Here is a 21848-nt window from a genome sequence, read left to right as displayed (position 1 = left end):
GACAAACAGCGCCGCATCGGGTTGATTGGAGTGCGGCGGCCCACCAGCCGTGGCGGCGGGCACCGTCTGTCCCCGCCAGGCCGCCTGTCCTTTTTTTCTCGATGTACGAGGAGCAACATTCCATGTCGCGTGCCATCAAGACTGCCGTTGCCGCCGCAGGAACCTGCGCCATCATCCTGGGCGGCGCGAGCCTCGCGACTGCCGACTCCGGGGCTCAGGGCGCGGCGCTGAACTCGCCGGGCGTCGTCTCCGGCAACACCGTGCAGGTCCCGGTCCACGTACCGGTCAACGTCTGCGGCAACAGCATCAACATCGTCGGGCTGCTCAACCCGACCTTCGGCAACACCTGCGTCAACGACTGATGTTGACGGGCTGACGCGTCACCCGCCCCCGGGCGGAACGGCGTGCGTCACCCGGTGCGGGACGGCTTCACGGCCGTCCCGCACTTTTCCTTTGTGCCGGGCGGGCGCCTCGCCCGATGAGCAGATGCCGGTCGGGAGGGGCCGGGTGGACCCGTCCGGCCACGGCCCGCTCGCCGTCCCGGGTCGGCGCGACCGGCACCCGCGTACGCCGCTGGACGATCGTGTCGAGCAGCGTGCGGTGGCGCGGACTCAAGTGGTGTACGACCAGCGTCGGCCCCACCCGGACATCCGGCGGACGGCCACACGTGGGGCGGCTGCCTCGCCCCACGCCCGGGCCCCGCTCACTTCCCGGGCGGGGACAGCACCGTCGGGTTCTCCCCGTCGAGTATCCGCTGTGTCCGGTGCTTGATGTGGTCCCGGTATTCCGGGTGGGTCAGGACGTAGAAGCGCTCCTCGCGAACTGCCCGCACCACCTCGTCGCCGATGACACGCGGGCGGACCCCGAAATCCTTGAACGCCTGCCGGGCCGCGTCGACCGACCAGTTGCCCGGAACCGGTCCTGCGTCGGAGAAGCGGGCCGGCCGGTTGCGCTGGGAATGGTAGATGTTCGTGTCGACCAGCCCGGGGCACAGCACGGATATCCGGGGTTTGCTGCCGGCCTCGACGAGTTCGAGGTGCACCGTCTCCGACAGGGAGACGACGGCGGTCTTCGTCGCCCCGTACAGCGAGCCGCCCGGCAGCAGGCCGGCCATCGACGCGGTGTTGACGATGTGCGCGTCCTCGTTCTGCTCGATCATGACGGGCAGGAAGGTGCGGATGCCGTGCACGACGCCCATCAGGTTCACGCCGAGGACCCACGCCCAGTCGTCGAGGGTGCTCTCCCAGCTCGGCTTACTGCCCGTGTAGACACCCGCGTTGTTGCACAGCACGTGTACGGCGCCGTACGTCCGCAGGGCGGATTCGGCGAGCGCGGTGACGTCCTCCGCCTTCGCCACGTCGGTGACGACGGCGTGCACGTCGGCGCCGCCGTCCCGCATCTCCGCCGCCGTGGTGTGGAGCGCCGCCTCCTCCACATCGCTCAGCACCACCCGCATGCCCTCGTCGGCGAATGCCTCGGCCATTCCCCGGCCGATGCCGCTCGCGGCACCGGTGACCACGGCGGTCCTGTTCCTCAGGTCGTCCATGTCCCCTCCGATCGCGGCCTGGCCGCGTCAGTGCCACACGCTAGGGACCGCGGGGCCGCAGGGCATCGGCCGCCGGGCCGATGTGCTCCGGCCTCCGCTCGGCTACGGTGAAAATGGCGCGGTGCGTGCGGCTCGCGCCGGCCCGTGTCAGTCGAGCGTGCGGCGTACGCACTCGGTGACCACGCCCCGCAGGCTGCCCGTGCTGCGCAGCAACTCCCGTTGCACGCGGGCCCCGTTGCCGGTCTTCAGCAGGGCGGCCAGCGCCTCCTGCGCGTGCATGAGGTCGCCGCTGTCCTCCAGGGCGTCACGTACGTGGTCGAACAGGGCCCTTATCACGGCCTCGGCCGGGGCCGGACGCATCGTGACGGGGTGGATGAGCTCGCCCTCCAGCCCCGACCGGGCGGCCCGCCACGCCGCCAGGCGCAGCAGCGCGACGGTGTGGCGGGTGGGCGGGACACCGTCGTGCCACTGGCGTACGGCTGTCTCCACCAGGCCGCGGATCAAGGTGGCCAGCAGCACGGTGGTGGACGGGTCCAGGCACACGTCGGCGACCCGGGTCTCGACGGTGGGGTACGAGCGGGACAGGCGCGCGTCGAAGTAGACCATGCCCTCGTCCTTCAGCACGCCGCTGGCCGTCATGTCGGCGACCTGCTCGTGGTAACGGTCGGCCGTGCCGAACACCTCGACGGGCCCGGCCGACGGCCAGCGGCCCCACACCCGGCTGCGGTAGCTGCTGTACCGGCTGTCCTCGCCCTGCCAGAACGGCGAGTTCGCGCTCATCGCCAGGAGGACGGACAGCCAGGGCCGCATCCGGTCCAGTACGGCGACGCCCTCTTCGTCGGAGTCCACGGAGACGTGGATGTGGCAGCCGCACGTCAGCTGTTCCTGGGCGGTGAGCCCGAAGTGTTCCGCGAGCCACTGGTGGCGCTCGCCGCTGCCGATGGTCGGACTCACCTCCAGCGGCGAGGTGGCCAGCGCGGCCACCGAGGCCTGTACGCCCTCGGCGTGGCGCGCCGCCTCCGCCCGCCACCGCCGGATCTCCTTGGCCAGGTCGGCCATGTCCGTCTGCGGCCGGGTGGCGAACTCCACCTGCTGCCGGTGCAGCTCGCTCTCGAAGACGTCCTCGTTGCCCAGCGGGTCACGGGAAGCCGCCGCGAGGACCGCCGCCGACACGGCCCGCGGCTCCCCGGTCCGCGCGTCCACCAGCAGAAGCTCCTCCTCCACACCCACACTGCGCACGTCGTCCACCCTTTCTCCGCCTCCGCAATGCCGCTCGCGTACCCCGGCTCCGGCCGCTCACGCCCGGTGGCGTCCCGGGCACGGGGGGACCGGCCGGTGTCCCGGCGCCGGTCAGCCTACGGCCGGGGCCGGCTGGGCCACGGCGTACGCGGGAGTCGGCGTATCCGAACGGCGGCGTACGCGGGTCGTGACCGGGCAGTTCGCCGGCGCCGTCCGGGGCGTGGCCGAAAGCAGCCTGCCGGTCGGGAAGCTGGTTCCGTCGTGGGGCTCCTGGTGGGGCAGTCGGCGCCGCGACGTGCTCCAGGGGACCGTGCGGTGTCCCGTATCCGGTACGCCACGCTGTTTCCGGACATTCTCCGAATAACGGCGTGGCGATGTTGAGATAGGTGTACTCGGTCTGGGCGCGGGGTGCTGTGGTGCGGGTTGAGGAGCTGTCATGTATTGCAGCCGGTGTGGTGCTCAGGTCATTCAGGGACCGGACGGCGGATGGTCGTGCAACTGTGGAGCGTCCGGATGACAGAGGGTGATACGGGGCCGGGCGGCGCGGGCACCGAGGAGGCGGCCGGGCGGTGGCCGGAGTACTTCACCACCGCTCCGTGCCCGCGCTGCCAGACGGCCAACGACGGACTGAACGGCCGCTTCGCCTGCGACGCCTGCGGCCATGCGTACAGCTTTCACGTGCCGACATGACGGCGGTGGGGCATGGCCCGGGCGCGGGGGGCCGGGGCCCGGCGGCGCACACCACGGAAGCTCGTTGCAGCACCGTGGGCGCCGGGTAGGAGATGTATGTGGAATATGTGGTGGTGTTGCTGCTCGCCTCGGTGCTCATCGGCGGGCTCGTGCTCTTCGTCATAGAGGCCGGCGTACGGCGCACACGGTCCATGGCCGCTCGCGACGATCAGGAGACCGGCGAGTCGCACCGCCGGTACGGTGACGGCCGGCGGTAGCTGCCGGAGACGGCAGCGGGACGGCAGCCTGAACCCTCTTCAGGGCCGACTGCCGTCCCGCTGCCGCCGTACAGCCGGGTGGCCGGGTCGTCCGGTCACCGTCTCGGGCGGTCCCGGCGGGATCAGACCACCGGAGCCGGGTAGGTCGGGTACTCCACCCCGGAGACGTGCTGGACGACGCGGATGACCTGGCAGGAGTAGCCGAACTCGTTGTCGTACCAGAGGTAGAGGATCGCGTTGTCGCCCTCGACCTTGGTGGCGCCGGCGTCGACGATCGAGGCGTGGCGCGAGCCGATGAAGTCGTTGGAGACCGCATCGGGCGCGCTGGTGAAGTCGATCTGGCGCCGGAGCGGCGAGGTCAGCGACACGTCGCGGAGGTGGTCGAGGACCTCCTCGCGGCTGGTCTCGCGCGCGAGCTGGAGGTTGAGGATCGCGATCGAGACGTCCGGGACCGGGACCCGGATCGAGCTGCCGGTGATCTTCGCCTTGAGGTCGGGCAGCGCCTTGGCGACGGCGGAGGCGGCACCGGTCTCGGTGATGACCATGTTGAGCGGCGCCGAGCGGCCGCGACGGTCGGCTTTGTGGTAATTGTCCAGCAGGTTCTGGTCGTTGGTGAACGAGTGGACGGTCTCGACGTGGCCGCGCAGCACCCCGTACTCGTCGTCCATCGCCTTCAGCGGCGGGACGATGGCGTTGGTGGTGCAGGACGCGCAGGACAGGATCCGCTCGTCCGGCTTGACCGTGTCGTGGTTGACGCCGTGCACGATGTTCGGGACGTCGCCCTTGCCCGGCGCGGTCAGGACGACCTTGTCGATGCCGGGGCGCAGGTGCTTCGACAGCCCCTCGCGGTCGCGCCACTTGCCCGTGTTGTCGATGAGGATGGCGTCCTTGATGCCGTACGCCGTGTAGTCGACCTCGGTGGGGTCGTCGGCGTAGATGACCTTGATCTCGTTGCCGTTGGCGACGATGGTGCTGTTCGCCTCGTCGACGGTGATCGTGCCCTGGAACTGGCCGTGGATGGAGTCGCGCCGCAGCAGCGAGGCGCGCTTGACCAGGTCCTCGTCGGCCCGCCCTCCGCCGCCGCGGACGACGACGGCGCGCAGCCGCAGACCGTTGCCGGAGCCGGCCTTCTCGATCAGCAGGCGGGCGACGAGGCGGCCGATGCGGCCGAAACCGTAGAGGACGACGTCGCGTCCCTGACGGCGCTCGATCTTGTCGGCACCCGTGGCGCCCGCGACGGCCTCGGCCGTGAACGCCTCCACCGTCAGACCGCGGTCGTCGGCCTTGTACGTCTCGGCGAGCCGGCCGATGTCGATCTGGGAAGGACCGAGGTCGAGGGCGGTGAGAGCCTGCAGGAACGGGAACGTCTCGGTGATCGAGAGCTCCTCGCCGGCTATCTGGCGCGCGAAGCGGTGTGTCTTCAGGATGCTGACCACCGACTTGTTCACCAGGGAGCGGCTGTGGAGCAGGACCGTGACGTCCCGCTCCCGGTGCAGCTTCCCGATGATCGGGATCATCGACTCCGCGATCTCCTCGCGGTTCTTCCAGTTTGTGAACGAGTCCTCGTTGACAGTCACAGGTCCATCTTTCGAGCTAGGCGGTGCTCAGATGCTAACCCCACCGCTCTTTCGTTGTGCACGGGGTCCCGGGCAGGGCCATATCCATGGGCACATCTATGACGCGTCCATGACAAGCCGATTCCGTCGCGCAGCCTCCCCGCGACGGACACCGCACGCGGACACGCCGTGCCGGATGATGTCCGGCACGGCGCGCCCTGGCGGTTCAGGAGCGGTGGTACGGGTTCGGGACGTGGACGTCGGCACCGAGCTCGCGGGCCGCGTTACGGGCGAAGTACGGGTCGCGCAGCAGCTCGCGGCCGATGAGGGCGGCGTCCGCCCGGCCGTCCACGATGATCTTCTCGGCCTGCTGGGCCTCGGTGATCAGGCCGACGGCGCCGACCGGCAGTCCGGTCTCCTTCTTGACCCGCTCGGCGAAGGGCACCTGATAGTCGGGGCCCACCGGGATCTTCACACCGGGCGCGTTGCCGCCGGTGGAGGTGTCCAGCAGGTCCACCCCGTGCGCCTTCAGGTCGGCGGCGAAACGCACGGTGTCGTCGGCGGTCCAGCCCTCACGCTCGTCGTCCGCGTTCTCCGACAGCCAGTCCGTCGCCGAGATCCGGAAGAACAGCGGCAGCTCCTCCGGCCACACGGCCCGCACCGCGTCCACGACCTCCAGCGCGAACCGGGTGCGGTTCTCGTACGAGCCGCCGTACGCGTCCGTGCGCCGGTTGGTGAACGGTGAGAGGAACTCGCCGATCAGGTAGCCGTGCGCACCGTGGATCTCCGCCACCTGGAAGCCGGCCTCCAGCGCGCGCCGCGCGGTCGCGGCGAACTGCCCGACGATCTCCTCGATCTGCTCGGCGGACAGCTCCTCCGGAACGGTGGACGCCTCGTCGAACGCCAGCGGGCTCGGGCCCACCGGCTGCCATCCGTGCCCCTCGCCCGGGGCGAGCGGGGCACCGCGGTCCACCCAGGTGCGCTCGGTCGACGCCTTGCGCCCCGCGTGGGCGATCTGGATGCCCGGGACGGATTCGTGCGCCTTCAGGAAGTCGGTGATGCGCCGGAAGGCGGCGGTCTGCGTGTCGTTCCACAGTCCCAGGTCGTACGGACTGATGCGCCCCTCCGGGCTGACCGCCGTCGCCTCGGTGATGATCAGCCCCGTGCCGCCGACGGCCCGCGAGGCCAGGTGCTGGAAGTGCCAGTCGTTGGGCGCGCCCTGCTCAGGACCGTCCGGTGCCGCCGAGTACATGCACATGGGAGCCATCCATATGCGGTTGGGAATGGTCAGCGACCGGAGGGTGAGGGGCTCGAACAGTGCGCTCACGACGGACTCCCGCGTTCGGTGGTGCTTCTCTTTGACGCTTCGTACGATAGCTCTCGTAGTACGGGGCCTGTCAAACTACGAAGGTTCTCGTACTTGAGGCCAGGGGTCCGGGGGCCGGGGTTCGGCCCGGCGGCACGGGCAATCCCTCGTCGGTGTACGCGAACGGGGCCGGCCCCTGGTGGGTCCGGCCCCGCACGTCGTTCCACGCCGCTGCACCGCCGGCTCGCGACGTACCCCCGTACCGCCGCGACCGGCCGCTCGGCCCGGAGCAGCGCCCTGGACCGACTGGCTCACGATAGGGGCCCCGGCACTTCCCGTACGAGCGATTTTTGGCGCCCCCGGGGCACCCGCAGAGCGCCCCCGTCACGTCCCGCACCGCGGCACCCCGAGGAGGACGCACTCATGGCCACGCGCGGCATCGACCACATTGGCGTCACGGTTCCCGACATCGACGCGGCGACCGCCTTCTTCGTCGCGGCGCTGGACGCGGACGTGCTGTACGACACGCTGCCGCGCGAGGACGGCCCCAACGGAGGCGAGGGCGTCGAGCGGCGCCTCGGGGTGCCGCCGGGCACCGCGCAGGCGGCCATGCGCATGCTGGCCCTGCCGAACGGGCCCGGGATCGAGTTGTTCGAGTTCACCGGGCCGCGGCAGCAGGCACCCGCGATCCCCTGCGACCTGGGGTGGCAGCACGTGGCCTGCTACGTGGACGACCTGGACGCCGCGGTGGCACAGGCCGAGGAGGCGGGCGCCGAACCCCTCGGGCCGCCGCAGCCGCTGCCCGGCCCGGAGGAGGGGGCGCGCAACCGGTTCGCGTATCTGCGCACACCCTGGGGCAGCACGCTGGAACTGCTGACCTACCCCGACCCTCAGCCGTACGAGCGGACGACGCGCCGGCGCCGGTGGCGGCCCTGAGAGCCACGGCGAGGGCCGGGCGCAGGCGCCGCACAGAGGACCGATGCGCTTGCAGTGTTTCGATCCGCAAAAGTGGGAAACACCAGAGTCGAAGCGTTTTGATCTTATTTGTGAACGAGGTGAGCTGCCGTGGGAATCATCGCGTGGATCCTGATCGGGTTGCTGGCAGGTGCGATCGCGAAGGCGCTGATGCCGGGTAAGGACCCGGGTGGATGCCTCGTCACCATGCTGATCGGCATCGTCGGTGGTCTGCTGGGCGGCTGGCTCGGCAAGGTGATCTTCGGGGTGGAGTCGATCAACGGCTTCTTCCACCTCTCGACGTGGATCGCGGCCATCATCGGCTCGGTGATCGTCCTGGCGATCTACCGCATGACCATCGGCCGCAACCAACGGCACTGACGCGGCAAGACACAGAAGAGACCGGTCCCCCGGCGACGGGGGACCGGTCTTTTTTCCTGCGCCTTTCTGCGACTTTCTGCGTCTCTCCGCGCCTTCCTGCGTCGGCTCCCGCGCGCTCGGGCCGGTGGCCGGGGCGCCTCCTCCCGCCGGGCGCGATGGCGGGCACATACGTTCCGACCTGCGGGAATTCCGTGCCGGAGGGCCGTTGTCAGTGGTCGGGTGCAGACTGAGCGGTACCTGAGACAACGGCGTCCCGGAGGTGTTCGACATGGCATCCGGCAAGGCAGATGTACTACTCGCGGTGGGCACGCGCAAAGGGCTCTTCATCGGCCGGCGGCGGCGCGGTGACTGGGAGCTGAGCGGGCCGCATTTCGCCGCCCAGGCGGTGTATTCGATCGGCATCGACACCCGCCGTCCGACGCCCCGGGTGCTGGCCGGCGCGGACAGCGCGCACTGGGGCCCCTCGGTCTTCCACTCCGACGACCTCGGCGAGACCTGGCGGGAGCCGCCCCGGCCGCCCGTCAAGTACCCACCGGACACGGGGACTTCACTGGAGCGGGTGTGGCAGATCCACCCGGCCGGACCGGCCGCCCCCGACGTGGTGTATGCGGGCACGGAGCCCGGCGGGCTGTTCCGGTCGGCGGACGGGGGCGAGACGTTCGAGCTCGTACGCTCCCTGTGGGACCACCCGACCCGTGAGCGGTGGGTGCCCGGCGGGGGCGGCCTGGCGGTGCACACGGTGATCACGGACCCGCGGGACGCGGACGCGGTGACGGTCGCGGTGTCCGCGGCCGGTGTGTTCCGCACGAAGGACGGCGGCCGGAGCTGGGCCCCGTCGAACAGCGGCGTGAAGGCCGTGTTCCTGCCGGACCCGGATCCGGAGTTCGGGCAGTGCGTCCACAAGATCGCGCAGGATTCCGTGGACCGGGACCGGCTCTATCTGCAGAACCACTGGGGTGTCTACCGCAGCGACGACGCGGGCGCGCGGTGGACCGACATCGGCGGCGGCCTGCCGTCCGACTTCGGGTTCGCGGCAGCGGCCCACCCGCGCCGGGCGGACGTGGCGTACGTCTTCCCCATCACCGCGGACATGGACCGTGTCCCGGCGGAGCACCGGTGCCGGGTGTACCGCACCGAGGACGCCGGCGCGAGCTGGGAGGCGCTCAGCGACGGCCTCCCCCGGGAGGACCACTACGGCACGGTGCTCAGGGACGCACTCTGCGTCGACGACACCGACCCCGCGGGGGTCTACTTCGGCAACCGTAACGGTGAGGTCTTCGCCAGCGCGGACGACGGCGACAGCTGGCAGCAGCTCGCCTCCCACCTGCCGGACGTGCTGTGCGTACGGGCAGCCGCGGTCGGGTGAGCCGGGAGGCGGGGCCGGGAGGCGGGGCCGGGAGGAGCGGGGGTGTGGCGAGCGGGAGCGCCTGCTGAGTGCGCGTCAGGTGAACGGCCAGGGGCGAGGGCGGATCGGAAAGGGGGTGCACGAGCGGTTGCACCGGGGAGTGGATCAGGCCATCGGTTGAAGAGGATCACCCTGCGGCCAGTAGGGTGACAGGCGTGGCTGCACGACCTCTTCATGAAATCGTCGAACCGGGCTGGGCCAAGGCACTTGAGCCGGTCGCCGGACAGATCGCCAGGATGGGCGAGTTCCTGCGGGCGGAGATCGCCGCGGGGCGTACCTACCTCCCGGCGGGCAGCAATGTGCTGCGCGCCTTCCAACAGCCCTTCGACGACGTCCGGGTGCTCATCGTCGGGCAGGACCCCTATCCGACTCCCGGGCACGCGGTGGGGCTGAGTTTCTCCGTCGCGCCGGACGTCCGCCCGCTGCCGGGGAGCCTGGAGAACATCTACCGGGAGATGGCCTCGGACCTCGGCCTGCCGCGGCCGTCCAACGGTGATCTCACGCCGTGGACGCGGCAGGGTGTTCTGCTGCTCAACAGGGCGCTGACCACGGCGCCGCGCAAACCGGCGGCGCACCGGGGCAAGGGCTGGGAGGAGGTCACCGAGCAGGCCATCCGGGCACTGGTCGCGCGGGGCCGCCCGATGGTCTCGGTGCTGTGGGGCCGCGACGCGCGCAATCTGCGGCCGCTGCTCGGTGACCTGCCGTCGGTGGAGTCGGCGCACCCCTCCCCCATGTCGGCCGACCGGGGATTCTTCGGCTCGCGCCCGTTCAGCCGGACCAACGACCTGCTGGTGCGCCAGGGTGCTCAGCCGGTGGACTGGAGACTGCCCTGACCCTGCGGGATAGTGTGCCCGCATGACGAACGCGAACATCCCTGCGGGCTGGTACGCCGACCCGCAGGGCACGCCCGACCGGCTGCGCTGGTGGGACGGAACCCGGTGGACCGAGCACACGCACGCGGGCCGGCAGACCCAGGCGCAGACACCGGCCCCGCAGCAGGCGGCCCAGCAAATGCCGCAGCAGGCCCAGCAGCAGCAAGCGCAGCAGCAGCCGTCGTACGTGAAGGCCGGACAGCAGAGCGGCCTTCAGCAGCAGGGTGGGCAGTCGTACGGCCAGCCGGGGCCGGGGCAGGGTCCCGGGCAGGGATACGCGCCCCAGCAGCAGGGTGCCGGCGGGCAGCCGATGCCGCAGCAGTACGCGCCGCAGGCCGGCCAGCCGGTGCCGGCAGGGCAGCAGGCCGGGTACGGGCAGCCGGGCGGCAACCCGGGACAGGTGCAGTACCAGGTGCAGCAGCAGGCCGGTGTCGCTCCCACCGCACAGGGCGGCGGGACGCTGTTCACCGAGCCGGTCCTGGTGGTGAACCAGAAGGCCAAGCTGATCGAGGTGACGAACGAGTACAGCGTCTTCGACCAGCACGGCAACACCCTCGGCACGGTCGTCCAGGTCGGCCAGAGCACCGCGAAGAAGGTGCTGCGGATCGTCTCCAGCCTCGACCAGTACATGACCCACCGGCTGGAGATCCGGGACGCCTACGGGCAGCCGCAGCTGGCGCTGACCCGCCCCGCGAAGTTCATCAAGTCGAAGGTGCTGGTGGAGCGGCCCGACGGACAGCCGGTCGGCGAGATCGTGCAGCAGAACGCCATCGGCAAGATCAACTTCGCGATGATGGCGGGCGGGCAGCAGATCGGCGCCATCAAGGCGGAGAACTGGCGCGCCTGGAACTTCGCGATCGTCGACCACACCGACAACGAGGTCGCCCGGATCACCAAGACCTGGGAGGGCCTGGCCAAGACGATGTTCACCACCGCGGACAACTACGTCCTGCAGATCCACTCCCAGCTTCCCGAGCCGCTGCGGAGCCTGGTCGTCGCCACGGCGCTGACCGTGGACACCGCCCTCAAGCAGGACGCGCGCGGGTTTGGCTGAGATCAGGGGCGGTGCGGCGGGCCCGGCGTCCGGCCATGTCCTCGGCGTGGACTCGGGCGGCTCCGGCCTGCGGATCGCCGTCGCCCGCGCGGACGAGAGCAAGGCGCGGCCGCTCGCCTCATACACCTCTCAGGAGCCGATCGGCACCGGACCGAACGGGATGGACGCCCACCAGCTGCTCAAACAGCTGGTGCCGGCCGCGCAGGATCTGATGCGGGACACCGGCGCCCGGCGGTTCGACGCCGTGTGCGTCGGCGCCGCGGGCATGGCGACGCTCGGCACGGAGCTGCGCGCCGAGCTGCCCGGGGCGCTGGCGGAGGCGTTCGGCGTACGGCGGCTCGCGCTGGCCGCCGATGCCGTGACCGCGTACGCCGGGGCGCTCGGCCAGCAGCCGGGCGCCGTCGTCGCCGCCGGTACCGGTGTCATGGCGATGGGCACGGACCTCAGCCCCACCGGCGGCTGGCGGCGCGCCGACGGCTGGGGGCACCTGCTGGGCGACTGCGGCAGCGGCGCCTGGATCGGCAGGGCGGGACTTGAGGCGGCGCTGCGCGCCCACGACGGCCGGAGGGGCGGGTCGGCCGTCTTGCTGGCCCGTATGGAGGCGCTGTTCGGCCCGGCGGGCGAACTGCCCGGCCTGCTCTACCCACGCGCCGACCGGACTGCCGTACTGGCGTCGTTCGCGCCCGAGGTCGCAGCGTGCGCCGGACGCGACCCCGTGGCGGCGGCGATCCTGACCGGGGCCGCGCGGCACCTGGCGGAGGCGGCAGCGGCCGTCTGCCCCACAGCGGCAGGCAGCGTGGTGGCCTTCACCGGCGGCCTCCTGCACCTGGGCGAGCCCCTGCTGGCCCCGCTGCGCACCGCGTTCGACGAGCTGCTGCCGCACGCCCGTCGGGTCGAGGCGGAGGGCGACCCCCTGGGCGGGGCGCTGCGCGTCGCCGCGGCGCTGGCCACCGACCGGCTGCTGCTGCCCGCGGACGAGAGGTTGCTGCGGGTGACGCGGTAGGGCGCGGTGCGGCATGGCGCGGTGCGGCATGGCGCGGTGCGCGCGGCACGGCGTGGCGTTGTGCGGCGCGGGCGCCGACGGGCGCCGTGACAGCCGTAAAGACGTATAGCCGTATGCCGTATAGCCGTATGCCCGTAAATTCCGTAAGTCGTCGCGGATGCCCGATGAATCGCTCCGGCGCCACTTCGGGCGGCCACGGGACGACGGGCCCTGACGCCCCGGGGCACCGAAGGGCCCGGCCCCCGCCCCGGGGGCTCCGGCAGGCTCGTACCGACGCTCGATTCGGGCTCTGACCTGCCCATACGGCGCGCGGGACAATTCGGGACGGATACCTCCCGAGCGAACCCTCCCGCCGCGCGGGGCACCCCTGAGGCGTTAACATGCGACGCCATGAGTTCCCCCACTGGGCCCGCACCCGGCTCGCCCCGTTTTGACGAAGTTTCTTCGAGCCCGGGCGCCGCATCCGGCCTGCCTGTACGAATGCCGCGTCCCCGGCAGTCCGGTCGGCACCGCCGACCGGAACCCGTCGCCGCGCCCGAGGGCGCGCCCGCCCTGGTCCTCGCCGTGCCCGGCACCCCCTGTGCCGCAGCGCGCGGCCTGGCGGCCGAGGTGACCAGCATCGCCCGTTCCGAGCTGCCCGGCCTCGACGCCCGGATCGGCTACGTGGACGGCGACGACGCGGAGTACCCGGCGCTGGAGGCCGTGCTCGCCCAGGCCGCCCGCGAAGACAAGGCGCGTACGGGTGACGGTTCGCAGCCCGAGCAGCAGGGTCCGCCCGCGGTGGTCGTGCCGCTGCTGGCCGGCCCGGACAGCGCGCTGCTCCGCCGGATACGCCAGGCCATCATGAACAGCGGTTCGGCCGCCGAGCTGACCGATGTGCTCGGCCCGCACCCGCTGCTCGCCGAGGCCCTGCACGTACGCCTCTCCGAGGCCGGGCTGGCGCGTGCCGACCGGGCGCGCCTGTTCACGGTCGCGACGGCCGCCGACGGCATCGTCCTCGCCACCGTCGGCGGCGAGGAGGCGGTACAGGCCGCCGGAATCACCGGCATGCTGCTCTCCGCCCGCCTGGCCGTGCCGGTGATGGCCGCCGCGCTGGACGAGGAGGGCGCCATCGCCCGTACGGCCGAGGAGCTGCGTTCCTCGGGCTCGCAGCAGCTGGCGCTGGCTCCGTACCTGATCGGCCCCGAGATCGCCGACGGCCTGGTGGGGGCGGCGGCAGCGGAAGCGGGCTGCGCGGCGGCGGAGCCGCTGGGCGCGTACGGCACGGTCGGCCGCCTGGTGCTGTCGAACTACGCGTCGGCGCTGGGCATCACGCTGCAGTCGGCGGGGCAGCACGCGCCGGTGCGGTGACCCTGTCCGCACGTCCGGCGGTGCCGTCGCCGTCGTCACCTTCGTGAAAGGGCCGCTCCCCGCGCCGGGAGCGGCCCTTCGGCCTTTCCGTACGGCGGACGGCGGCGAGGCACACGCCTGACGGCACGCAGCACACGGTGTGCGGCCTGCGGTGTGCGGCAGCCGGGTCCCACCGGGCCGGTCAGGCGAACACCACGCAAGAAGCGGCCGGAACCTCGATCGAGCCGCCGGCTTCCGGCACCCCGGTCGTGGTGTCGACGGAGAACCAGGCCACGTCCCCGGAGCGCTCGTTGGCGGCGTAGAGGTGCCGGCCGTCCGGGTGCAGTGCCAGGTCGCGCGGCCAGTGCCCGCCGCACGGCACGGTGGTGACCAGGGAAAAGCTCTCCCCCGACGGGTCGAGGGCCAGGACCGAGATGCTGTCGTGGCCCCGGTTCGCCGCCCAGGCGAAGCGTCCGTCGGGTGAGACGACCAGTTCGGAGGGGTGGTTCTCGCCCGCGTCCGGGGGGAGGATCGCCGTCTCGGTCAGTGGCGTGAGAGTGCCGGTGGTGGCGTCCCAGCGGCACGGCGTGACCGTGGAGGACAGTTCGTTGATGACGTACGCGTGGCCGCCGCGCGGGTGGAAGGCGAGGTGCCGGGGCCCGCTGCCGGGACGCAGCCGTACCTCGTGGCGTACGGCGAGTTCCCCACTCGCCGGGTCGAGTTCGCAGATGCGTACGGAGTCGGTGCCCAGATCGACGCTGAGCAGCCAACCGCCGGAGGGGTCGGGCAGCACACCGTGCGCGTGCGGGCCTTCCTGGCGGTCGGGGTGCGGGCCGCGGCCCTCGTGCCGGAGCACGGCGGCGGGCTCCGCGAGGCTGCCGTCGGACCGTACGCGCAGCGCGCTGACGCTGCCGGAGGTGTAGTTGGCGGTCAGAAGGTGTCCGGCCCAGAGGGTGAGGTGGGTGGGGGCGGCGCCCCGCACCGGTACGGGGGCGCCGAGCGGGACCGGACCGTTCTCCGTGAGGGTGAAGGCTGCCGCCGCGCCGTCGGACGTCTCGCTCACCGCGTACAGGTGGCGTCCGTCGGGCGTGGGGGCGAGGTGGCTCGGGTCGGACACCTCGGCCGTGGCGTGCAGCGGAGTCAGGGCGCCCGTCTCCGGGTCGGCCGCCGCCGTGACGATGCCGCGCCCGCCTGCCGACGTGAACGACCCGATGTACGCCCGCCGTCCGCTGCCTGTCGTCCTCATCGGCGTCCCGCCTGCCCTTCGTCCGCCCTGTGTGCCGTACGGAGTTGTACGCGCTGACGCTAACAGGCCGACGGGAGCCTGCCGCCGGGCGCGGGCCCGCCCGGAACCGGGTTCACAGGAATGCGACAGCTTCCTCGGCCGCCACTTCCGTGTCGGAATGCTGCCGGCCCTCTCCGGTGGCGGCTGCTGGACTCGTGCGCACCACGCGCAGCGCACCAAGGCCGAAAGGCAGGGCGGAATACGTGTCCACATATGGCCCCGCACATGTCCCCATCCACCGACGCCGAATGCACGGCGCCCGCCGCGCCGGCGGAAGTTCCCGCCACCAACGCCCCTGCCCTGTTCAGCCCATCCCGGCCTCCCCTGGCCTATGGGCTCATGCTGGTGTCGCGGGTGCTGGTCGGTGTCACCGTCGGCGGGTTCCGGTCGGTCGGGGCGGGCCTGGCGGAACGCCTCGTACGAGAGGAATCGGCCGCGAAGGCGACGGCGGTCATTTTCGCGGCGGTTCCGCTCGGTTCCGTATTCGGTGTGCCCGCCGGTACGTTCCTCGAAATCTCGCGGGCTGGCGTACGGCATTCTTCGTCATGGCCGCCCTGTCGCTCGGGGTGTTCGCCGCCCTGTCGCTGGTGGCGCCGCCGCTTCCGGTCGTGCACGTCACCCGTCCGACCGTCCTGGCCGCCATGTTCCGGAGTACCACCGCCCGTTTCGCGTTGCTGATGACGTTTCTCGTGGTGCCGGCGCACTTCGGGACGTACACCTTGTGACGCCATTCCTCGAACAGGTCACGTGAGTGGGGCCGGAAACCGTCACGGTCTTTCTGCTCATGTACGGCGCGGCCGGGATCGCGGGCAATTTCCTGGCCGGCGGACAGGGCGCGCGGCATCCCCGTGCCACGTTCGGGGCCGCCGCGGCCCCGCTGGCGGGCGCGACCCTGCTCCTGCCGGTGCCGGGCCGGTGGGAGGCCGGGGCGGTCGTCCTGCTGATCGTCTGGGGCGCCGCGTACGGGGCCGTGCCGGTCGCCTCGCAGACCTGGTTCGTCCGGGCGGCCCCGCACGCCCCGGAGGCGGCGTCGGTGCTCTTCACCGCCTCGTTCCAGGCGGCCATCTCCGTCGGCGCGCCGACCGGCGGTGCCGTCGTGGACCGTACGTCGCCCTCGGTGGCTCTGGTGGCCGGCGGCGCGACCGCGCTGCTCGCGGCGGCGAACGCGGTGATCGCCCAGGTGAGACGGCGGTCTTGACGAGCGAGACCGGCAGCCTGGAAGGCGACCGGTCCCGGCAGGATCAGTCCGCGGCGGCGGACCGGCGCGGTTCGGGCGACGTGCGGGCTCTGTACGGGCGCTTCTCCGTCAGGCGTCGGCCAGCGGTGAGCGCGGGGAACTGCGCAGCGGCGCGGCCAGCTCGGCCAGTGCGCGCTCCAGACCGTGGAGGTGGGCGAGCGCAGGCTCCAGGGGCGCGTGCGAGGTGGCGGCCGTGGCGGCTGTGAACTCGCGGGACTGGTGCGGCGTGGTGAGCGCTTCCACGGCTGCCTCCACGCGCTGGCAGGCGGCGGTCAGCCGGGCGTCGTGGGACGCCACCGGGTCGGCGGCGATGGACGCCAGCCCGCGGACCTCGCGGGCGCAGTCGTCCAGCAGCGCCAGCACCTGCCGGGCCCGTTCCTTGCGGGCCCGCATCGGGGCCAGCGGGTGCACCAGCGGGGCGAGGGACAGCCGTACCCGGCGGAGCAGCACCTCCAGCTCGGCGACGAGCGGGGCCGGGTCGGCGCTCTCCGCACCCGCGATGCGTGCCGCGGCCTCGGCGGTGCAGTGGTGCACGCAGCGCAGGGCGCGCTGGATCCAGGCGTCCGTCGTGGCGTGCGTGGTGACGGGCAGCACCACCAGGACGGCCAGCACCGCGCTGAGCGCGCCGACGCCGGTCTCCGCCAGGCGCAGCGCGAGCAGCCCCGGGTCGAGGACGCCCAGCAGTCCGTACAACAGGCCGACCATCAGGGTCACCGCGAGCATGTTCCAGGTGTACGAGACCGGCGACGCGTAGAAAATCGAGAAGACGCAGACCGCGATGAGGACGGCCGTGGGCGCCAGGGCTCCGTGCAGCGGTACGGCGATCAGCAGGCCGGCCGGGATGCCGAGGAGCGTGCCGAGCATCCGGCGGAAGCCGCGGACCACGGTCTCGCCGCGCGATGCGGTGTTGACGAAGATCCACCACATGGCGCCGACGGCCCAGTACCAGCGTTCGTGGGAGAGCAGCTGGCCTGCGGCGAGGGCGATGGCCCCGCCGGCGGTCGCCTGGAGCGCCTGGCGGGTCGTCGCACGGGCGAGCCCCTTGCCGCCGGGCAGGACGGGCACGGCCGGCGGCGGCGTACGGCGTTCGTAGCACCACAGTCCGAAGCGGACGGCCGAGCAGGCGAGGAGTGCGAGCGCGGTGGCGGCGTACAGCTCCGGCAGCTGCTCGGGCACCGTGCGCAGGAACTGCGCCTCGAAGAAGGACATGAACGCGAAGATGCCGAGGGCGTTGCCGCGCGGGCCCCACCGGCGGGCGTAGACGCCCACGCCGACGGTGGCGAGGAAGGCCGTGTCCCGTACCAGCGGGTAGTCGTGCAGCACCGCCGCCGCGGCGAGCACCGGGAAGCCGACCAGCGGCAGCAGGGCGGTGGAGACCAGCTGGCCGCGGACCGTCGTGTCCGCGACGGTGAAGAGGGCGAGCAGCGCGGCGACCCCGCCCACCACGGCACCGACCAGCGAGTGGCCCGCGACGGCGCACACGGCCACCGCCAGCCCGACGCCCACGACGGCCCGCGCGGCGCTGCGCAGCCGCAGCCGCCCCGGGTCCGGCGCCACGAACACCCTCTTCAACACGGTTTCCACCCCTTTGCGGTCAGCTCTGTCGTTCGCTGCGTCCAGCTCCGCGCCGCGACGCCGCGCTTCGGCTCTGCGGCGCAGCTCCGCGGTGCGGCGCTGCGTCTCCGCATCAAAAAGGCGCCGCGGGAATCCGCAGCGCCATCGACCCGCCTATGACAACATCAACACTACTGTTGGCTCAACAGAGCCGCAGAATTCTGTGCCATTGGTACAGCACGGCCGCTGACCGCTGTGCCAGGAGGTGGCCATTGGCGCGGAAGGCCGCCCGTCTGCTCGTTTCGCCCCGCTTCCGCGCCCACGTCTCATCCACCTGTCCGGATGCCGGAACACCGCAACCACGTGCAGCTCCCACGCATTACCCTCGACGCCATGTCCGCACCCGCCCGCCTCCTCTGTCTCGCGCTCTTCGCGAACTCGGCCTGGTGCGTCGACGACGGGCTCTGTCCCCGCTGAAGCCTGCCGTCGGCGCCGTACCGCAGGCGCCGACGTCCGTGATCACCGCTTCCCGCCCCTGAGCCCCGGCGTTCCCGGGGTGACGTGCGCCTCCCGCGCCCCGGGCACCGCCATGTGCCGCGCCGCCCCGTTCCGCGCTCAGCCCGCCGTTCACCGCTCACCGCTCACCTCCCGGAGCCCGCTGTGACCACAGCACCCCCTGATCCGCTCGTCGGAGCCGCCCGCCCCTCCACGGCCCTGCTCGTCCCCTCCCCCACCTCCCGGCCCCGGCCCGCCGCTCCCCCGGCCCCGCCCGTACGCCGGCTGCCGCTCGCCGTCGGCCTGCTGATCGCCGTGGCACTGGCGGGCCACGTCTTCGCCTCGTACGGCGCGAAGCCCGGCGTCCTGCTGCTGCTCGGGCTCGGACTGGGGGTGGCCCTGTTCCACTCGCGGTTCGGGTTCACCTCGGCGTGGCGGCAGCTGGTCGCGGTGGGGAACGGGACCGGGCTGCGCGCCCACGCGCTCCTGCTGGGCACGACGGCCACCCTGTTCGCCCTGGTCATCGGCACCGGCACCGGACTGTTCGGCTCGGCGCCCGAGCCCTCGGGCGGGCCGCTCGGCGTGGGGCTGCTCCTCGGCTCGTTCGTGTTCGCCGTCGGGATGCAGCTGGGTGGCGCCTGCGCCTCCGGCACGCTGTTCGCGGTGGGTTCGGGGCAGACCTCCATCGTGCTGACACTGGGCGGCTTCATCGCCGGTTCCACGCTGGCCGCCTGGCAGTTCGACCTGTGGAAGGACCTTCCGGCGTACGAGCCGGTGGTGTTCGCCGACCACATCGGCTGGTTCGGGTCGTGGGCCGTCACGATCCTGGCGCTGGCCGTCGTCGTGGTGATCAGCCGCGCGGTCCAGGCGCGCCGCAACCCGCCGCCGACCGGCCCGGTGCCGTCGGCGAAGTCCGCGGCCGCCCGGGTCCTGCGCGGTTCGTGGCCGCTGGCCGCCGGCGCGGCGGTGCTGGCGGCGCTGGGCGGCGGCGTGCTGCTCGTGTCCGGCGGGGCGTGGGGTGTGACCAGCGCGTTCAGCCTGTGGGGCGCGAAGCTGGTGAGCGCGTTCGGCGGGCACCCGGAGACCTGGTCGTACTGGCAGAAGCCCGCGAACGCGCAGGCGCTGTCCGGCCCGGTGCTGGCCGACAGGACCAGCCTGACCGACATCGGCATCATGATCGGCGCGGGGATCGCCGCCGCACTCGGCGGCACCTGGGCCCTGCACCGGGGCACTCCGTGGCGTACCGCGGTCGCGGCGGTCGCGGGCGGCGTCCTGATGGGCATCGGCGCCCGGCTGGCCGGCGGCTGCAACATCGGTGCCTACCTCGCCGGCATCGCCTCCGGCAGCCTGCACGGCTGGATCTGGGGCGCGACGGCACTGCTCGGCACCTGGGCCGGCCTGAAGCTGCGGCCCGTCTTCCGGCTGGCCAACCCGAAGCCCGGTGACGGGGTCTGCTGACGGGCGGCGGACGGGGCGCCTCCCGGCGGCGGTTTGACCACCGCATGCTCCGGCGGCTGAGCCGTTGGTACAGTCGTCGGGCCCCGCACTGCTCCTGAGGAGGCCGTTGGCCCATGGCCGTGGACACGCTCGACGCGAAGATCCTGCGGCTGCTGCTGGAGCAGCCGCGCACCAGCGTGCGGGAGTACGCCCGTATCCTCGGCATCGCCCGGGGCACCGTCCAGGCGCGTCTGGACCGGCTGGAGCGGGACGGGGTGATCACCGCGTACGGGCCGCGCCTGTCGCCCGCCGCGCTCGGCCATCCCGTACTCGCTTTCGTGCACATCGAGGTCACCCAGGGGCATCTGGAGGACGTCGCCGACGAACTGGCCGAGGTGCCGGAGATCATCGAGGCGTTCTCGACGACCGGCGGCGGTGACCTGCTGACGCGGGTGGTCGCGCGGGACGCGGCCCACCTGGAGGACGTGATCCAGCGGCTGATCAAGATGTCGGGCGTGGTCCGCACGCGGACGGAGGTGGCCCTGCGGGAACGGGTGCCGCACCGGATGCTGCCGCTGGTCGAAGCGGTGGGCGGTGCCGCCGGACCGCGCCGGCAAGCGCCTTGACATGCTGAGTCCATGACCATTTCCACCAGCGCTTCCCCCGCTCCCGTCATCTTCGACCTCGACGGCACGCTCGTGGACAGCGAGCCGAACTACTACGAGGCGGGACGCAGGGCGCTCGCCCGGTACGGCGTCACCGGCTTCACCTGGGAGCACCACACACGCTTCATCGGCATCGGCACCCGCGAGACGCTGGACATCCTCAAGCGGGAGTACGGCATCGACGCGCCCCTCGACGAGCTGCTGGCCGGCAAGAACCGCGCCTACCTGGAACTGGCGCGGGCGCACACCGAGGTCTTCCCCGAGATGCGGACATTCGTGGAGCTGCTGCACGCGGCCGGGCATCCGCTGGCGGTGGCTTCCGGCTCCTCGCGGTCCGCGATCGAGACGGTGCTCGCGGCCACCGGCCTGGACGCGCAGCTGACCGTCCTGGTCTCGGCCGAGGAGGTCGCGCACGGCAAGCCCGCGCCCGACGTCTTCCTGGAGGCGGCACGCAGGCTGGGCGCGGCACCCGAGACGTGCGTGGTGCTGGAGGACGCGCCGCCCGGCGCGGAGGCGGCCCGCCGGGCGGGGATGCGGTGCGTGGCGATCCCGTACGTGCCGGAGACGGTGACGGACCCGGCGTTCGGCAGCGCCGGGCTGTTCTTTGCGGGCGGCCAGAAGGAATTCACGGCGGAGGCCGCGTACCGGTGGGTCACGGAGGGCGGGAACGGGGGCCGGGCGGACCGTTAGACGCCCTGCTGCCCAAAAGGTCACGGTGCGTGCGCTCCGCCATGTGCAGCAGTGCCGCCGATTCCGGAACGCCGCCCCTGAGGAGCCGGCGAACCGGCCCGGCGCCCGTTCGGAAACGCCTGGCAGCGGCTTGCGCACCCCGCGCCGCATTCACCGTTTCGTGCGACATCACCGCCGGCTCACGCTCAGCGCTTTCCGGCCGGGCACCCCTTTCCTGCCACCCGCGCCACAACCGGAAGAACGCGCCTCGACGCGAGGCGGGAAAGCAGGTAGGAAAGCATGCGTCAGACCAAGCCCGTGACGAAATCCCTGATAGCCGTCTGCCTGGCGGTGACAGCGACGGCGGTGTCCGTGGCGGACGCGCCCGCCGCCACGCCCTCCGAGCGGTCCCGCACCTCCCCCCGGGCACCGAAGGAGTACGTCTCCCTGGACACCGGCGTCCTGATCCACGCGAAGCGTTCCACGGCGTACCTGCAAAGGCTGGACGCCACCATGGGAAAGCGCAGACCCTGCATCGTGCCGCAGGTGTACAAGGAATTCGGCGCGGGCGGCAAACACGAGCGCGCCTGGCTCAACACCTTCCTGGACAAGCGGACGGGAAAGAAGAGCGCCACGTACGCGAGCAAGCCGGTCCTCACCCAACTGCGGGCCCGGGCCGCCGAGACAGGGCAGAACCTCGAAGCCAAGGACACGCAGGTGGTCGGCCAGACCAAGATGCTCAGCCTGCCCCTCGTCACGGCGGACGTGCGGCTCGCGAACAATCTGGACCTCATCAACCGCAAATACCCGAAGGCTTATCCGGTGGAGCGGCTGCCGTTCGCCGATCGCCGCTCGCCCGCCTCCCCCGTGCGAGCGGGGACGGCGTGCACGTAACTCCGAACACTCCGTAGGCG

Annotated in this window: 21 protein-coding genes and 1 pseudogene; 15 read left to right on the top strand and 7 right to left on the bottom strand. The window is 72.3% G+C overall.

Annotated features, from left to right (window positions below):
* Nucleotides 1-122: 122 nt before the first annotated feature.
* On the top strand, nt 123-362 hold the full coding sequence (locus ACZ4Z1_RS08385) for a chaplin (protein WP_361147609.1): 240 nt from the start codon (nt 123-125) through the stop codon (nt 360-362).
* A 67-nt stretch (nt 363-429) separates the two neighbouring features.
* On the opposite strand, the gene ACZ4Z1_RS08380 is transcribed toward ACZ4Z1_RS08385, so the two are convergent.
* The 3 genes from ACZ4Z1_RS08380 to ACZ4Z1_RS08370 all read right to left on the bottom strand — a co-directional run bounded on the left by ACZ4Z1_RS08380 (nt 430) and on the right by ACZ4Z1_RS08370 (nt 2785).
* Complete coding sequence (locus ACZ4Z1_RS08380) at nt 430-642, bottom strand: chemotaxis protein CheB (RefSeq protein ID WP_468485789.1); 213 nt, start codon at nt 640-642, stop codon at nt 430-432.
* 61 nt (nt 643-703) lie between these two features.
* Nucleotides 704-1546 carry an SDR family NAD(P)-dependent oxidoreductase gene (locus tag ACZ4Z1_RS08375; RefSeq protein ID WP_468485788.1) on the bottom strand — a complete coding sequence of 281 codons (843 nt, stop codon included), beginning with the start codon at nt 1544-1546 and terminating at the stop codon, nt 704-706.
* 147 nt (nt 1547-1693) lie between these two features.
* The gene (locus tag ACZ4Z1_RS08370) at nt 1694-2785 is read right to left on the bottom strand and encodes a glutamate--cysteine ligase 2 (RefSeq protein WP_468485787.1); all 1092 of its coding nucleotides are present in this window, start codon (nt 2783-2785) and stop codon (nt 1694-1696) included.
* Between the two features lie 513 nt (nt 2786-3298).
* On the opposite strand from ACZ4Z1_RS08370, the gene ACZ4Z1_RS08365 reads away from it, so the two are divergent.
* Both ACZ4Z1_RS08365 and ACZ4Z1_RS08360 read left to right on the top strand, forming a co-directional pair.
* Complete coding sequence (locus ACZ4Z1_RS08365; protein WP_468485786.1) at nt 3299-3475, top strand: hypothetical protein; 177 nt, start codon at nt 3299-3301, stop codon at nt 3473-3475.
* Nucleotides 3476-3573: 98 nt separating this feature from the next.
* Nucleotides 3574-3732: a hypothetical protein gene (locus ACZ4Z1_RS08360; RefSeq protein ID WP_468485785.1), complete on the top strand. Its 159-nt coding sequence runs from the start codon at nt 3574-3576 to the stop codon at nt 3730-3732.
* A 122-nt stretch (nt 3733-3854) separates the two neighbouring features.
* On the opposite strand, the gene ACZ4Z1_RS08355 is transcribed toward ACZ4Z1_RS08360, so the two are convergent.
* Both ACZ4Z1_RS08355 and ACZ4Z1_RS08350 read right to left on the bottom strand, forming a co-directional pair.
* Entirely contained in the window at nt 3855-5309 is a 1455-nt protein-coding gene (locus tag ACZ4Z1_RS08355) for a glyceraldehyde-3-phosphate dehydrogenase (RefSeq protein WP_468485784.1), read from the bottom strand.
* A 205-nt stretch (nt 5310-5514) separates the two neighbouring features.
* Complete coding sequence (locus ACZ4Z1_RS08350; RefSeq protein ID WP_468485783.1) at nt 5515-6615, bottom strand: NADH:flavin oxidoreductase/NADH oxidase; 1101 nt, start codon at nt 6613-6615, stop codon at nt 5515-5517.
* 402 nt (nt 6616-7017) lie between these two features.
* Here ACZ4Z1_RS08350 and ACZ4Z1_RS08345 point away from each other — a divergent pair, with 402 nt between their 5' ends.
* The 7 genes from ACZ4Z1_RS08345 to ACZ4Z1_RS08315 all read left to right on the top strand — a co-directional run bounded on the left by ACZ4Z1_RS08345 (nt 7018) and on the right by ACZ4Z1_RS08315 (nt 13613).
* The gene (locus ACZ4Z1_RS08345; RefSeq protein WP_468485782.1) at nt 7018-7530 is read left to right on the top strand and encodes a VOC family protein; all 513 of its coding nucleotides are present in this window, start codon (nt 7018-7020) and stop codon (nt 7528-7530) included.
* A gap of 129 nt (nt 7531-7659) precedes the next feature.
* The gene (locus tag ACZ4Z1_RS08340) at nt 7660-7929 is read left to right on the top strand and encodes a GlsB/YeaQ/YmgE family stress response membrane protein (protein WP_468485781.1); all 270 of its coding nucleotides are present in this window, start codon (nt 7660-7662) and stop codon (nt 7927-7929) included.
* Between the two features lie 268 nt (nt 7930-8197).
* Entirely contained in the window at nt 8198-9295 is a 1098-nt protein-coding gene (locus tag ACZ4Z1_RS08335) for a WD40/YVTN/BNR-like repeat-containing protein (RefSeq protein ID WP_468485780.1), read from the top strand.
* Nucleotides 9296-9489: 194 nt separating this feature from the next.
* On the top strand, nt 9490-10167 hold the full coding sequence (locus ACZ4Z1_RS08330; protein ID WP_030019129.1) for a uracil-DNA glycosylase: 678 nt from the start codon (nt 9490-9492) through the stop codon (nt 10165-10167).
* A gap of 22 nt (nt 10168-10189) precedes the next feature.
* Nucleotides 10190-11260, top strand: a complete 1071-nt coding sequence (locus ACZ4Z1_RS08325) for an LURP-one-related family protein (RefSeq protein WP_468485779.1) — start codon at nt 10190-10192, stop codon at nt 11258-11260.
* Nucleotides 11253-12263, top strand: coding sequence for an N-acetylglucosamine kinase (locus ACZ4Z1_RS08320; protein WP_468485778.1), 1011 nt, complete (start codon nt 11253-11255; stop codon nt 12261-12263). The genes ACZ4Z1_RS08325 and ACZ4Z1_RS08320 overlap by 8 nt, the downstream gene beginning before the upstream one ends.
* Nucleotides 12264-12743: 480 nt before the next feature.
* On the top strand, nt 12744-13613 hold the full coding sequence (locus tag ACZ4Z1_RS08315) for a sirohydrochlorin chelatase (protein WP_468485777.1): 870 nt from the start codon (nt 12744-12746) through the stop codon (nt 13611-13613).
* A 181-nt stretch (nt 13614-13794) separates the two neighbouring features.
* On the opposite strand, the gene ACZ4Z1_RS08310 is transcribed toward ACZ4Z1_RS08315, so the two are convergent.
* Entirely contained in the window at nt 13795-14838 is a 1044-nt protein-coding gene (locus ACZ4Z1_RS08310) for a lactonase family protein (protein WP_468485776.1), read from the bottom strand.
* 369 nt (nt 14839-15207) lie between these two features.
* Between ACZ4Z1_RS08310 and ACZ4Z1_RS08305 the strand changes: the two are divergent.
* A pseudogene (locus ACZ4Z1_RS08305) lies at nt 15208-16075 on the top strand (MFS transporter); the annotation flags it as partial.
* Between the two features lie 108 nt (nt 16076-16183).
* Here ACZ4Z1_RS08305 and ACZ4Z1_RS08300 read toward each other — a convergent pair.
* Nucleotides 16184-17689, bottom strand: a complete 1506-nt coding sequence (locus ACZ4Z1_RS08300) for an FUSC family protein (protein ID WP_468485775.1) — start codon at nt 17687-17689, stop codon at nt 16184-16186.
* Between the two features lie 639 nt (nt 17690-18328).
* Here ACZ4Z1_RS08300 and ACZ4Z1_RS08295 point away from each other — a divergent pair.
* From ACZ4Z1_RS08295 to ACZ4Z1_RS08280, 4 genes are all read left to right on the top strand, one after another.
* A complete protein-coding gene (locus tag ACZ4Z1_RS08295) occupies nt 18329-19621 on the top strand; it encodes a YeeE/YedE family protein (RefSeq protein ID WP_468485774.1) in 1293 nt (430 codons plus the stop codon).
* A gap of 113 nt (nt 19622-19734) precedes the next feature.
* Nucleotides 19735-20226, top strand: a complete 492-nt coding sequence (locus ACZ4Z1_RS08290) for an Lrp/AsnC family transcriptional regulator (protein ID WP_468485773.1) — start codon at nt 19735-19737, stop codon at nt 20224-20226.
* Nucleotides 20227-20238: 12 nt separating this feature from the next.
* Entirely contained in the window at nt 20239-20955 is a 717-nt protein-coding gene (locus ACZ4Z1_RS08285) for an HAD family hydrolase (protein ID WP_468485772.1), read from the top strand.
* 279 nt (nt 20956-21234) lie between these two features.
* A complete protein-coding gene (locus ACZ4Z1_RS08280; protein ID WP_468485771.1) occupies nt 21235-21828 on the top strand; it encodes a hypothetical protein in 594 nt (197 codons plus the stop codon).
* The last annotated feature ends 20 nt before the right edge of the window (nt 21829-21848 follow it).

It is taken from the genome of Streptomyces sp. NPDC030165 (assembly GCF_055573595.1).
This window is presented reverse-complemented; position numbering and strand designations above follow the sequence as displayed.

Excerpts from the sequence above, each read along its gene's own strand:
- ACZ4Z1_RS08345 (WP_468485782.1), top strand. The coding sequence starts at position 7,018 with ATGGCCACGCGCGGCATCGACCACATTGGCGTCACGGTTCCCGACATC.
- ACZ4Z1_RS08280 (WP_468485771.1), top strand. The coding sequence starts at position 21,235 with ATGCGTCAGACCAAGCCCGTGACGAAATCCCTGATAGCCGTCTGCCTG.
- ACZ4Z1_RS08285 (WP_468485772.1), top strand. The coding sequence starts at position 20,239 with ATGACCATTTCCACCAGCGCTTCCCCCGCTCCCGTCATCTTCGACCTC.
- ACZ4Z1_RS08335 (WP_468485780.1), top strand. The coding sequence starts at position 8,198 with ATGGCATCCGGCAAGGCAGATGTACTACTCGCGGTGGGCACGCGCAAA.
- ACZ4Z1_RS08290 (WP_468485773.1), top strand. The coding sequence starts at position 19,735 with ATGGCCGTGGACACGCTCGACGCGAAGATCCTGCGGCTGCTGCTGGAG.
- ACZ4Z1_RS08310 (WP_468485776.1), bottom strand. The coding sequence starts at position 14,838 with ATGAGGACGACAGGCAGCGGACGGCGGGCGTACATCGGGTCGTTCACG.
- ACZ4Z1_RS08375 (WP_468485788.1), bottom strand. The coding sequence starts at position 1,546 with ATGGACGACCTGAGGAACAGGACCGCCGTGGTCACCGGTGCCGCGAGC.
- ACZ4Z1_RS08365 (WP_468485786.1), top strand. The coding sequence starts at position 3,299 with ATGACAGAGGGTGATACGGGGCCGGGCGGCGCGGGCACCGAGGAGGCG.
- ACZ4Z1_RS08315 (WP_468485777.1), top strand. The coding sequence starts at position 12,744 with ATGCCGCGTCCCCGGCAGTCCGGTCGGCACCGCCGACCGGAACCCGTC.
- ACZ4Z1_RS08385 (WP_361147609.1), top strand. The coding sequence starts at position 123 with ATGTCGCGTGCCATCAAGACTGCCGTTGCCGCCGCAGGAACCTGCGCC.
- ACZ4Z1_RS08325 (WP_468485779.1), top strand. The coding sequence starts at position 10,190 with ATGACGAACGCGAACATCCCTGCGGGCTGGTACGCCGACCCGCAGGGC.